Source organism: Brevibacillus sp. SYP-B805, from assembly GCF_011059135.1.
Taxonomy (GTDB): domain Bacteria; phylum Bacillota; class Bacilli; order Brevibacillales; family Brevibacillaceae; genus Brevibacillus_F.
This window is the reverse complement of record NZ_JAALGD010000003.1, coordinates 157,084-169,265: the sequence shown is the minus strand read 5'-3', so window position 1 is coordinate 169,265 and position 12,182 is coordinate 157,084. Positions and strand designations below refer to the sequence as shown.

General features: G+C 57.6%; 14 protein-coding genes. 11 read left to right on the top strand and 3 right to left on the bottom strand.

Going from position 1 to position 12,182, the window contains the following annotated elements; translation table 11 throughout:
• Positions 1-70 precede the first annotated feature (70 nt).
• Positions 71-859 carry a sporulation transcription factor Spo0A gene (gene spo0A / locus G3578_RS05800; RefSeq protein WP_165209892.1) on the top strand — a complete coding sequence of 263 codons (789 nt, stop codon included), beginning with the start codon at positions 71-73 and terminating at the stop codon, positions 857-859.
• 167 nt (positions 860-1,026) lie between these two features.
• Here spo0A and G3578_RS05795 read toward each other — a convergent pair whose 3' ends face one another.
• Both G3578_RS05795 and G3578_RS05790 read right to left on the bottom strand, forming a co-directional pair.
• A complete protein-coding gene (locus tag G3578_RS05795; RefSeq protein WP_165209889.1) occupies positions 1,027-1,545 on the bottom strand; it encodes a GNAT family N-acetyltransferase in 519 nt (172 codons plus the stop codon).
• Between the two features lie 126 nt (positions 1,546-1,671).
• Positions 1,672-2,445 carry a class I SAM-dependent methyltransferase gene (locus G3578_RS05790; RefSeq protein ID WP_165209886.1) on the bottom strand — a complete coding sequence of 258 codons (774 nt, stop codon included), beginning with the start codon at positions 2,443-2,445 and terminating at the stop codon, positions 1,672-1,674.
• 133 nt (positions 2,446-2,578) lie between these two features.
• Here G3578_RS05790 and G3578_RS05785 point away from each other — a divergent pair, with 133 nt between their 5' ends.
• The 9 genes from G3578_RS05785 (at position 2,579) to G3578_RS05745 (ending at position 9,593) form a co-directional block, all read left to right on the top strand.
• Entirely contained in the window at positions 2,579-3,142 is a 564-nt protein-coding gene (locus G3578_RS05785) for a carbonic anhydrase (protein WP_165209883.1), read from the top strand.
• 67 nt (positions 3,143-3,209) lie between these two features.
• Entirely contained in the window at positions 3,210-4,031 is an 822-nt protein-coding gene (locus G3578_RS05780; protein WP_165209880.1) for a metallophosphoesterase, read from the top strand.
• Between the two features lie 234 nt (positions 4,032-4,265).
• Positions 4,266-5,048, top strand: a complete 783-nt coding sequence (locus G3578_RS05775; RefSeq protein WP_165209878.1) for a class I SAM-dependent methyltransferase — start codon at positions 4,266-4,268, stop codon at positions 5,046-5,048.
• Positions 5,049-5,053: 5 nt separating this feature from the next.
• On the top strand, positions 5,054-5,830 hold the full coding sequence (locus G3578_RS05770) for a class I SAM-dependent methyltransferase (RefSeq protein WP_165209875.1): 777 nt from the start codon (positions 5,054-5,056) through the stop codon (positions 5,828-5,830).
• A gap of 181 nt (positions 5,831-6,011) precedes the next feature.
• Positions 6,012-6,185 carry a DUF2759 family protein gene (locus tag G3578_RS05765; RefSeq protein WP_165209873.1) on the top strand — a complete coding sequence of 58 codons (174 nt, stop codon included), beginning with the start codon at positions 6,012-6,014 and terminating at the stop codon, positions 6,183-6,185.
• A gap of 165 nt (positions 6,186-6,350) precedes the next feature.
• Entirely contained in the window at positions 6,351-7,514 is a 1,164-nt protein-coding gene (gene steA / locus G3578_RS05760; protein ID WP_165209870.1) for a putative cytokinetic ring protein SteA, read from the top strand.
• Between the two features lie 9 nt (positions 7,515-7,523).
• Positions 7,524-8,081, top strand: a complete 558-nt coding sequence (locus G3578_RS05755) for a copper transporter (protein WP_165209867.1) — start codon at positions 7,524-7,526, stop codon at positions 8,079-8,081.
• A complete protein-coding gene (locus G3578_RS05750; protein ID WP_165209864.1) occupies positions 8,068-8,757 on the top strand; it encodes a glycosyltransferase family 2 protein in 690 nt (229 codons plus the stop codon). Before G3578_RS05755 ends, G3578_RS05750 begins: the two co-directional genes overlap by 14 nt.
• Positions 8,748-9,593: a UDP-N-acetylmuramyl pentapeptide phosphotransferase gene (locus G3578_RS05745; protein WP_165209861.1), complete on the top strand. Its 846-nt coding sequence runs from the start codon at positions 8,748-8,750 to the stop codon at positions 9,591-9,593. The genes G3578_RS05750 and G3578_RS05745 overlap by 10 nt, the downstream gene beginning before the upstream one ends.
• Positions 9,594-9,645: 52 nt before the next feature.
• On the opposite strand, the gene G3578_RS05740 is transcribed toward G3578_RS05745, so the two are convergent.
• Positions 9,646-9,903, bottom strand: a complete 258-nt coding sequence (locus G3578_RS05740) for a DUF2627 domain-containing protein (protein ID WP_165209858.1) — start codon at positions 9,901-9,903, stop codon at positions 9,646-9,648.
• A gap of 126 nt (positions 9,904-10,029) precedes the next feature.
• On the opposite strand from G3578_RS05740, the gene G3578_RS05735 reads away from it, so the two are divergent.
• Positions 10,030-12,105 (top strand): sigma 54-interacting transcriptional regulator, encoded by a 2,076-nt coding sequence (locus G3578_RS05735; RefSeq protein WP_165209855.1) that lies wholly within the window; start codon positions 10,030-10,032, stop codon positions 12,103-12,105.
• Positions 12,106-12,182 lie beyond the last annotated feature (77 nt).

Sequence of the window (12,182 nt, the reverse complement as noted above, 5' to 3'; positions counted from 1 at the left end):
CATCTTAGTTCCAGCAGCCACTCATTTTTTACAAAATGGCGATTACCAGGATCGTAAGGAGGAACAGATTTTGAGCAGGATCAATATCGTGTTGGCAGATGACAATCGGGAATTTGTAAATCTTCTTGAAGAGTACCTCAGCAGCCAGAGCGACATGGAAGTGGTGGGTGTGGCCTTCAATGGCAATGACGTCCTGAAGATTTTGCAGGAGCGGATTCCTGATATCCTGATTCTGGACATTATTATGCCCCATTTAGATGGGTTGGCCGTCCTGGAGCAGATTCAGGCGATGCGCCTTTCTCCGCAGCCGAAAATCATTATGCTGACGGCTTTCGGGCAGGAGGAAATCACGAAGAAGGCGGTGGAGCTGGGGGCGGCGTACTATATTCTGAAACCGTTTGACATGGAAGTGCTGGCCCAGCGCATCCGCCAGATCATGAACAACAAGGCCGCTGCACCGCTGGTCTCTACGGTGAAGCCGGTCACTGGGCTGGCTGTCAAAGGACGCAATCTGGACGCCAGCATCACCAATATCATTCACGAAATCGGTGTCCCGGCCCATATCAAAGGCTATCTCTATCTGCGGGAAGCCATCACCATGGTGTATAACGATGTCGAGCTTCTCGGTTCCATCACGAAGGTGCTGTACCCGGATATCGCCAAGAAATTCAACACCACCGCAAGCCGGGTAGAGCGGGCGATCCGCCATGCGATCGAAGTGGCCTGGTCGCGGGGCAACCTCGATTCCATCTCCAACCTGTTCGGCTACACCATCTCCAATACCAAGGCGAAACCCACCAACAGCGAATTCATCGCGATGGTGGCGGACAAGCTGCGCATCGAGGCGAAGATCAGTTAGCGATACATATGCTGCATAAATCCATTTCCCCCTTTATCGGTTTCCAAAAAAACCGATAAAGGGGATGTTTTATTTTGGCAGGCCAAACCGTTAAACCGTAAACGGACTTAATAGCCCGGCTTTTTCTGCCTGGAACACCCAACGAAAGAAGCGCACGGTTTGTTTTGTCACCACCCGATGGCGTACACCACATGCTCAGCTGTATCCAATTCCGGTCGGCGAACGAGCCCTGCCCGTTCCGCCACCCGCATGGACGAAATGTTGGTCGGGCGTGTTCGGGCAACTACGGGCAGCGCTGGCAAATGGCGATTCGCCGCTTTAACGGCTTCTTTTGCCGCTTCGGTCGCATAGCCCTTGCCCCATGCATCGGGTACATATCGATAGTATAGGTTCAACACTTGACGACCAGACCATTCCATTACCCGAACGCCGCTCACCCCGATAACCTGCGGATCGTTCCGTGTAGAGATGCACCAGTATCCAATGCCGTGCACCGACCAATCCTCCATCCACCGGGAAAGGCGCTGCTGCGCTTCCGACAGGTCTTTCATCGGCCCGGCAGGGTTGTGTTGATTGGTTTCTGGATGGGCGTGGATGGCGAAGATGGCATGTTCGTCGCCAGGGCGTGGTGTGCGCAGGATAAGTCTCTCCGTTTGTATCTGTGCAAAAGGGGATAATGGTTTCATATGGGCCTCCCCAGCATGTGTCATTGCAGGATCACCTCCCATTTTCCACTTTACTGTCCGTTCGCGCCCCTTCCTGCGTGCTATGTCTCGCGCAGGAGAATGCCCTATGATAAAATGCTTGCAGGGCTACTTCACCTCTGCGGGCTTTACCGCCAGAATCCGAATGCGGCTGTAATCCGCTGTCCAGCCGTTGTCCGAATACAGGCGGGGACGCAGGATGTCAGCGATCTCCTGATAGGCGTGCGCTTTCTCTGCAGGAGAAAAATCGTGGAAAAAGTCTTTGGCAAATGTATCCAGCCAGTGCGTTAGACCATGCTCATCATCCCCTAAAGGGGTCGGACGGTCGAAATGGGCGGCATATGTCACCCGAAAGCCCTGCTGCTCCAAAAGAACGCTGTATTCGCCAACCGATGGGAAATACCACGGATTGCGCTCTTCGGCATCAATGCCTCTTTGCGTAAGCACCTGTGCGATCGCATCCAGGATGCTGCCGATATTGCTTTTGCCCCCGAATTCCGCCACGAATCGTCCGCCGGGCCGCAGGGCGAGCCAGACCGATTGGATAACGGATGCCGGCTGTTTCATCCAGTGCAGCGCCGCATTGGAGAACACGGCATCGTATCGCTCATCCGTCCGATACGTTTGGGCATCGGCCACCTCGAAGCGAAGGGCCGGATATTTCTGACGGGCTCTGTCGATCATGTCGGCAGAAAGATCGATGCCCGTGGGAATGGCACCGCTGAGCGCGATCTGCGCCGCCAGATCCCCGGTCCCGCAGCCGATGTCAAGAATCCGCTCGCCCTTTTGGGGGTCAAGCAGGCTGATCATGCTTTTTCCCAGTTCGGAAACAAAGGACAATTTGGTATCATAGAGTGTTGCATCCCATCTGTTTTTGGACATTTCCAGCCACCTCATTATTCTGACATTTACCTTGTTTTTACCAGGAAATATGCGAGAAATCCAATCTATAAAGATTATCAAACCGATAGGCTTGTCCTATAGGCGAGCCTGATCATATAGGAGGCGGTGGCACGTGACCATTCTGCAGGACATTTTGTCGTTCAACCAGGAATTCATCAAAAACAAAGCATACGAAGCGTACAAAACGGACAAATTCCCCGACAAGCGGATCGTTGTGCTGTCATGCATGGACACGCGCCTGGTGGAACTTCTTCCAAAATCGATGAATTTGCGAAACGGCGATTTCAAGCACGTGAAAAGTGCGGGGGCGATCGTCTCCCATCCATTTGGCAGCATCATGCGCAGCATTCTGGTGGCGATCTATGAGCTGAATGCTGCGGAAGTTCTCGTCGTCGGCCATTATGACTGCGGGATGAGCGCTATCCATTCGGAAAGGTTTTTGGAAAAAGTGGTTGCGCGCGGTGTGCCGAAAGAGACCATCGAGGTCCTGCAAAATGCCGGCATTAATCTCGACAGGTGGCTCCGGGGGTTTGACGATGTGGCGGAGAGTGTCAGAAACAGCGTGCGCATGATTAAACGCCATCCCTTGCTGACCGATGACATTCCCGTTCACGGGCTGATCATCGATCCGGAAACGGGCAAACTGGATCTCGTGGTAAACGGTTATGAATCCTGACGCATGCTCGGGGCGGCCCGGGAACATCCCTGCACGGGAAAGGGGAAAAGACGCCATCCGGAGACTCGTGCGCTGGCTTGACCGCTTCGGTCTTTTTGAGCGGTTTGCAGAACGGCGCTGTCTGGCGGTAAGGGAACTGGCCATCGGGCTGACGGACCTTCCCGCTTCCTTTCACGGCCTGCGTATCGGACATTTCAGCGATCTTCACCTGGGCCATTATCATGATCTGGAGGACTTGCGGCGCCTGGTCAACCGGCTGCGCTCCCTGCAGCCGGACATGATCTGTTTTACAGGCGATCTGGTCGATACGGACGTGGCGTGTCTGGAGGAGGCGATCCCGCTGCTGGCGGCATTGAGGCCGCCCCTTGGCAAGTATGCCGTTCTGGGCAATCATGACTATCGGGCGGGGGTGGACGGGGTCACCCGGGCGTTGGTGCAGAGCGGGTTTCGACTCTTGCGCAACAGCCATGTCCGGGTGCGGAGAGGAGCGGACGAACTGGTTGTCGCCGGTCTGGATGATGCGCTGTACGGCCGTCCCGATGTGGCGGCGGCGCTGCATTGGGTGCCTGAGGGCAGCTGTGTCGTGCTGCTGGTTCATGAGCCGGATGTTGCCGACCAGGCATCCGCCCATCCCGTTTCCTTGCAGCTCTCCGGACATACCCACGGCGGGCAGGTTCGCCTGCCGCTTGTGGGCCATCTGCTCACCCCGCAGCTGGGAAAAAAATATCCAGATGGCTGGCAGCGGGTAAAGAACGCCTCCCTGCAGGTGTATACCAGCCGGGGAGTGGGCACCACCCTGCTGCCGGTCAGATTGTGGTGCCCGCCGGAAATCGCGCTGCTTACCCTGCAGCTCGCCTCTGAAGAGAGAAACGGGATCTCGGCGGGTTGAAAGGCAGCCAGCTTATCCATAATGCTTCACCATCCAGTCGACAAAGCGCAGAAAGCGCGAGTCGGCTTTTTTGCTAAAGCGGATAAGCGATCACTTTTTTAACGCCGCTGAAGCTGTCCAGCTTCCTATGGACATGCTCCCTCTTGCAGGCGAATTTCTTGACAGACAGTTCGCAATATTCTATAACAATCGCCCAACGTTTTGATCTATAGTGAAAGCAAGAGGTGATCCGGAATGGAAAACGAGCAAAGGGTGAAGCAGGAGGTTCAAAAGCAGTTTGGCGCCAATGCCGGCAAGTATGTTACCAGCGAAAGCCACGCGAAGGGAGAGGATTTGCAGCTCCTGGTGGAATGGCTCAACCCGCAGCCGCATTGGCATTGCCTGGATATCGCCACAGGCGGCGGACATGTCGTCAAGGCGCTGGCTCCATACGTGCGCCATCTGCTGGCGACGGATTTAACCAGGGAGATGCTGCAGGCAGCGGCCCAACATCTTCGCCAAAGCGGGTGCGACAACGTCGGGTACGTCGTGGCGGACGCCGAATCCCTGCCTTTTCTGGATGATGCGTTTGATGTTGTCACTTGCCGGATCGCGCCGCATCATTTTCCCCGGCCCGACCGGTTTATCAGGGAGGCAAGCCGGGTGCTGCGGGCGGGCGGCATGTTTCTCCTGATCGACAATGTCTCCCCGGAGGATGGGGAGCTTGCCGCCTTTCTAAACACCATGGAAAAGCTTCGGGATGGCAGCCACGTCCGTTGTCCGGCAGTTTCCGAATGGCGGGCGTGGCTAGATGAGGCCGGACTGCAGGAGAAACGCTCGCGGCTGCGCAAGAAAACCTATGCTTTTCCGGAGTGGGTGGCGCGGACGGCCCGTTCCCCGGAACAGCGAAAGCAGGTAGAGGAATGGATCCTGAACGCGCCGCCGCAGACCCGTGCGTATTTCGCCGTTCGTACGGAAGCGGGGAAGGTGGTTTCCCTGCAAGTTGACGAATGGATGATTCTCCTGGAAAGAAGGTGAAGCGAATGGGCATCGATTTTCATGCGCAAACGAACAAAGCGAGCTATGTCGGCAGGGAAGCGCATGCCGATTGGACATCATTGATCGTGGAGTTGGCCGACCCCAGAGGGAAAACGGTGGTAGACCTGGGGTGCGGCGGCGGGATTTACGCCAAAGCCTGGGCTGACCTTGGAGCCGGGCGTGTCATCGGCATCGATTTCTCGCCCGTGATGCTGGAGGCTGCCGAAGAGAACTGCAGGGGATACCGGCAGATCGCCTTTCAGCAGGGAGATGCGGCGGCAACCGGTCTGGAAGATCAGACAGCCGATATCCTTTTTGCCCGGGCGCTGATTCACCACCTGCCCGATCTGCCTGCTTGTCTGGCCGAAGCGTTCCGGCTGCTGAAGCCGGGGGGAACCATTCTCCTGCAGGACCGGACGCCGGAAGATGTGCGCTTGCCGGGATCGGCCGAGCATCTGCGGGGCTATTTCTTTGCCTGTTTTCCCCGTCTCCTGCAGGTGGAGGAAGCACGCAGGCCGGGAGCGGAAAAGGTGGTCCGGGAACTGGCGGCGGCGGGGTTCACGGCGATTGCCCACCTGCATGCATGGGAAACGCGCAAGGTATATGCCGGCGCGGATGAACTGGCGGCTGATCTTCTGTCGCGCAAGGGCCGGTCGATTCTGCACGAGCTTACGCAGGATGAGCTGCAGCAGCTGGTTTCCTATATGCTGGAGCGGGTACCGGATCAGGGGCCGATTGTGGAAAAGGATCGCTGGACCATCTGGGTGGGGCGACGTCCTTGAAAAAAAGGGTGATGAGCTGCCGGAAAAAGGGGAAGCGTAATAGATATCAGCCAGGCGAAGCCAATTGTGAATGGTTTGTCACAATTGGGGAAACGACTTGTTTCAAGGGAAGGTACCCACTATAATGAAAAGTGGCATTCTATTCCGGTTCGCTTATCATGCTTAAAGGAGTTGTCATCCCATGAATCTGTTTGATATCCTGATGTTCATTTTTACCATTCTGATTTTCGCGGGAATCATCCGATCCTGGAAGGCAAGAAATAAATTTGCAGTCGGATTCGGCCTGGTATCCCTCGCCGTCTTTCTGCTTTGCGATGCGCTGATCATCTACTATGCGACCCTTCCGAAAGCGTAAGCCTCGCCTTCGGTAAAGCACTGAAGCGGCATAGATTGGTCCCTGCCTGTGTCGGCCGGGTAATTTTAACAGGAATTCGAGAGATTGTGCAGCTGCGCAATCTCTTTTCTTTTGGGCGAATGAGAGACGGCAATATTTGTCATACTAAGGCTGGAGGTGGGCATCTTGTTGAAGCGCAAACGAACCTACTCCGATCTGTTTGTTTCCACAGTCGTCGCCGACCGCAAAACAAAGCAGTTGTGCAAACGGATTCAGCCCAACCAGATCGCCCTGCTGGCCCATGCCGATGTGGACGAAGTGGCCGCCGAATCGCTGCTGGAGGCGCGCGTGGGAGCCGTGGTCAACACGTTTCCCTTTTTAACGGGGACGTATCCGGCCGAGGGAGCCAAAAGGCTGCTGGAAGCCGGCATTCCGCTCTATGAAACCGTTGGAAGCGGGAAGGAGCAGCTGATGGATCTGCCGGACGGGACGACGCTGGCGGTAGCCGGCGAGCAACTGCTGCGCAAAACGTCTGACGGCTGGGAAACGGTTGCCCATCTGCGCCGGGTCTTGGCGACGGACGTCCGGGCCAAATGGCAGGAAGCCAACCGGCAGCTGGATCGTACCCTGTCGGCGTTTATCGATAACACGCTGTTGTACGCAAGCTGGGAAAAAGATTTGTTTTTGAAGCCGCTGCGCAAACTGCCGCTGGCCACATCAATGGCCAACCGGCATGTCGTGGTGGTGGTGCGCGGCAAACACTACCGGGAAGATCTGCGCATGCTTTCCTCCTACATAAGGGATTGCCGCCCTGTGTTGATCGCCGTTGACGGGGGGGCGGATGCGCTGTTGGAGAACGGCTATCGGCCGGACATGATCGTCGGGGACCTGGACAGCGTATCGGATCGGGCATTATGCTGTGGAGCGGAGATTGTGGTGCATGCGTATCCGGATGGACGGGCTCCGGGGGAGGCGCGTGTAGCCAGGCTCGGCGTTTCCTATCATCTGCTGCCGGCTCCAGGAACCAGCGAAGATGTCGCGATGCTGCTGGCGTATGAAGAGCAGGCGCAGCTGATCGTGACGATTGGCACCCATACCAACATGATCGACTTTCTGGAAAAAGGACGGAAAGGAATGGCCAGCACCTTGCTTGTCCGCACCAAAATCGGCCCGAAGCTGATCGATGCCAAAGGGGTAAGCCAGCTATATCAGCCCCGGCTGACATGGAATACCTGGGCGTGGTTCGTCGCCTGTTCGCTCGTGCCGATCCTGGCGATCTTGGCCATCAACCCGGTAACCCGGCATGTCGGGCAGATGCTGTGGGTGCAGTGGCGCACCTTCTCTTTCTAGGGACAGACGATGATACATGTGCGCTACCATCTGATCACCATCGCCGCCATTTTTCTGGCGCTTGGCATCGGGATACTGCTCGGCGGCACGGCTGGCCAATCCTGGTTTTCACTGACGGAAAAAGAGTTTTTGCGCAGCATGGAAGCCAAGTACGACAAAGCGTTGAAAAGCAACAACGAGTTGAAGCAGCAGGTGAACCGGCTGATCATTCAGGTCGAGCGGAGCAATGAAGAAGTGATCCATCTGATGGCCGCTCGGTACGCAGAAGATCTGCAGGGGCAGAAAGTATACGTCTGGCATCCGCCGGAGCTGAGCATCGATGAGCTGCAGCGGGTCCTGCAATCGGTGGGCGTGGAGGTGCAGACCTATCAACCCGACCGGCAGATGGTTGAAGACCCGCTCCTGATCATTGGGAGGGAACTGCCATCCTGGGCCCGGCTGCTGCCGTCCGGGAGCAAATGGCTTCATGTCGAGAGCATGCCGGATTCCCCTGCCAAACAGTGGAAGCTGCTGGAGAGCGTGCAGATGTTGATGAAGGAAAAGAGGGTGGAGCTTGAAAAGCGTTAGCGTGATTATTCCGGCCTACAACGAAGCGCCCCACATCGCCGCGACCCTGCGGGCGGTCCGCAGCCATGTCCCGTGTGACGAACTGATCGTGGTGGACGACGGCAGCAGGGATGGGACGGCGGAGCATGCGGCGGTATGGGCCGACCGCCTGATCCGTTTGGACGCAAACCGTGGGAAGGGGTTTGCGCTGCAGACCGGATGGAGGCAGGCGAACGGCGCAATCATTCTGCTGCTGGACGGCGATTTGCGCGAGAGTGCCGCCCATGCCGCCCGGCTCCTCGCGCCGGTAGCGGCGGATGAATGTGACATGGCGATTGCCATCCTGCCAGGCCCTGCGCGCAGGGCGGGATTCGGCCTGGCAAAAGGACTGGCACGGCGCGGCATTCAATGGATGACCGGCTTCATGCCGAGCGCCCCCCTCTCCGGGCAGCGGGCGGTCAAACGGGAAGTCTTGGCGGCGGCAGGACAGCTGGATCATGGGTTTGGCATCGAGGTGGGGTTAACGATCGACGCCCTGCGCGCAGGCTTCCGGGTCATGGAAGTAGCCGTCCCCTTTTCGCATCGGGAAACGGGAAACGATTGGTACGGCTGCTTGCACAGGGGGCGCGAGTTTTTCGCAATCGGACGCGCGCTGGGCCAAAAATGGAAGGAACGGGAGACCAGCCGATGGGGTTGATGCTGACGCTGGCTGTCCTGCTGCCGGCGGTGCTGCATCTCGTCTTGTTTCGCACCGGGCTGCGGCTGCTGCAGCGCAGGGGGATGGTGCGCGTGAATTATCTGGGCAGAGCCATTCCGACGGCGGGCGGCCTTTTCCTACTCTGCTACCATGCCTTGACCGTCGCGGTGCTGGTCATGGCGGCGCATTGGACCCGGGCGTTCCCCATCCACGTGCGGGAATTGGTGATGCTAATGTGCGGCTCGGTCGCCATGGCGTTGTGGGGCTGGCAGGATGATTGTTCCGCGGAGAAGGACGTGAAGGGATTTCGCGGCCATGTGACCACGCTGCTGCGGGAAGGCAGGATGACCAGCGGGATGTGGAAGGCGTGGGGAGGCGGGGCCACCGCTTTTCTGGTATCGTTGGCCTTGTCGGACGGCGTCGCGGAACTGCTGGTGCATACGGCCTTGCTTTCGTTGGCGGCCAATCTGCTCAATCTCTTCGATGTGCGGCCGACGCGGGCGATCAAGGCATTCTGGCTGCTGGCCTCGCTCGCGCTGCTGCTGTCCCAAGCCAGCCTCGCCGCCCATGTCTGGATAATCCCGGCACTGGCGGGCTCCTGCCTGCTCTTCTTTCCGGACGCCCGGCACCGGTTGATGCTTGGGGATACCGGGGCCAATTATCTCGGCTTCATCGCCGGTTTTTGGCTGATGACAACCCTGCCCCTTTCGCTCGAATGTTTGTTCGTCATGGTGTTTGGGCTGCTGCATGTGCTGGCGGAATTTTGGTCGTTCTCCCGGGTGATCGAAGCGGTCGGCTGGCTGCGGCGCCTGGATCAGTGGGGAAGACAGACGTGAAAAGCAGCAGCGTACCTCCCGAAGGGGCTGGTACGCTGATTTTTAGTGCCTCTTACTCCTCTTCATCCTCCCGCTTCATGAAGCGGGGCTGCACGCGGTTCCGCTTGCGGTCATGGTGCAGGATAAAGCCGCCGATAAACGTGACCGGAACGGCAAACAGGACGAATCCCAGCAGGAATTTGCCCCACAGAAAGCCGATCGCCGGATTAAACATGAGAAAGAACGCGTCGCGCATCAGCTTGATGCCGTATACGGCGATGGCGGCGGGGATCAGCATGATCAGCAGGGCCACGATTTTTTGCCCGAGCATGCAAGACACACTTCCTTTAGGTTTTTCTCCAAACATGATAATGGATGGAGGCGCACTTGTCCAACGAAGAAAATGAGATAAAATAAAGGACAGGACTTGGGGTTCCATCAATAAGGAGGATGGGTCATGCACAAGCTTCTCATCATCGGCGCGGGCAGGGTAGGAACGGCGCTGTTGCAGGTGTTTGCCAAAATGGAGCAGATCCGCGTGGTAGCCGTGACGGATGCCCGGGAGGATGCGCCCGGTATCGCGCTGGCCAAATCGCTTGGCATTGAAGTGGGCACGGACTACCATCCTTATCTGCAGCACGATATCGACATCATCCTGGAGCTGACCGGGGACAGGGAGACCTATGCGGAGATTCTCCGGTTGAAACAGCCGAAAACCGTTCTGGTCCCGGGGTCGTTTACCGGTATGGTGATCAGCCTGATCCAGGAGCGGGATGAGCTGATCACCCGCCTCTCGCAGAGCAAGCGGGAGTATGAGACCATGCTGAACTCCACCCACGACGCCATTATCGCCGTCAACAGCCAGGGGATCATTACCCTGTTCAACAAGGCGGCGGAGCGGCTGATGGGCATCGGGGCCAAGGAGGTGCTCGGCACCCTGGCGGAGCACAGCATCCCCAACACGAGGCTGCATATCGTCCTGCAGACGGGACAGCCCGAATTGAATCAGGAGCAGGTCCTGCCGAACCGGACACGCATCATCACCAATCGCGTTCCCGTCCGCAGCGAACAGGGAGAAGTGATCGGGGCGGTGGCCATCTTCCGCGATATCACGGAGATCATGACCCTTGCGGAAGAGGTAACGGATCTGAAGGAATTGAAAAGCATGCTGCAGGCAATCATTCATTCCTCCGACGAAGCGATCTCCGTCGTGGATGCGAATGGGATCGGCCTGCTGATCAATCCGGCCTACACCCGCTTGACGGGCCTGACGGAAGAAGATGTGATTGGCAAGCCGGCCACCGTCGACATTTCCGAAGGCGAAAGCATGCACATGCAGGTGCTGAAGACGAAAAAACCGGTGCGCGGCGTTCCGATGAAGCTGGGCCCGAAGCGGAAGGACGTCGTGGTCAACGTGGCGCCGGTGATGGTGGACGGCGTGTTAAAAGGCAGTGTCGGCGTCATCCACGATATTTCCGAATTCAAGACGTTGAGCGAAGAGTTGGAAAAAGCGCGGCGCATCATTCGCACCCTGGAAGCCAAATATACGTTTGAACATATCATCGGGGAGAGCGAACCGATGAAATCAGCGATCGAACAGGCCCGGAAAGCGGCCCTGACACCGGCGACCGTCCTGCTGCGCGGGGAGTCGGGAACCGGCAAGGAGATGTTCGCCCACGCGATCCATAATGGAAGCGAGCGCAAATACAACCAGTTTATCCGCGTCAACTGCGCGGCCATTGCGGAATCCCTGCTGGAGAGCGAATTGTTCGGCTATGAGGAGGGAGCCTTTACGGGAGCGCGCCGGGGCGGGAAGCGGGGGTTGTTCGAAGAGGCGAGCGGCGGGACCATCTTCCTTGATGAGATCGGGGAACTGTCGATGAGCATGCAGGCCAAGCTGCTGCGGGTGCTGCAGGAGCGGGAGATCGTGCGCGTCGGCGGCAGCAAGGCCATCCCCGTCGATGTCCGCGTGATAGCCGCCACCCACGTCAATCTGGAATCGGCGATCCAGGCGGGGAAATTCCGTGAAGATTTGTATTACCGGTTGCATGTAATCCCCATCCATATTCCGCCGCTCCGCCAGCGGCTGGAAGACATCGAACCGCTGTCCCAGCATCTTTTGCGCAAATTTAATCTGGAATACGGCCGCAATGTGGAGCGGATCGCGCCAGAGACGCTGCGGATTCTGCGCGCCTACCACTGGCCGGGCAATGTGCGGGAGCTGGAGAATGTTCTCGGGCGGGCCATGATCCACATGAAATTTCATGAAACGGTCATCCTTCCCAATCATTTGCCTCCCCTGGAACGCAAGATGGGGAATGAAGGCGGGGGGCCGCAGGCAGTTCCGTCGACAGGCCTGACCCTGAAACAGGCGCTGGAGGAAGCGGAGCGCGTTCACATCCTGCGGGAACTGGCGGCGGCCAAAGGAAACCGGACGGAAGCAGCCAAAAGGCTGGGGATCTCCATCCGCAGCCTGTATTACAAGCTGGAACGGCTGGGAATCGGCGATCAGGTTTCCCAGGGAGAACATTAAGAAAGATTTTGCATGCAAATTTTTGCATGGATGCGCAAAAATTTGCATGTTTTTATTTGGGGGGAGGAGGCAAAGAT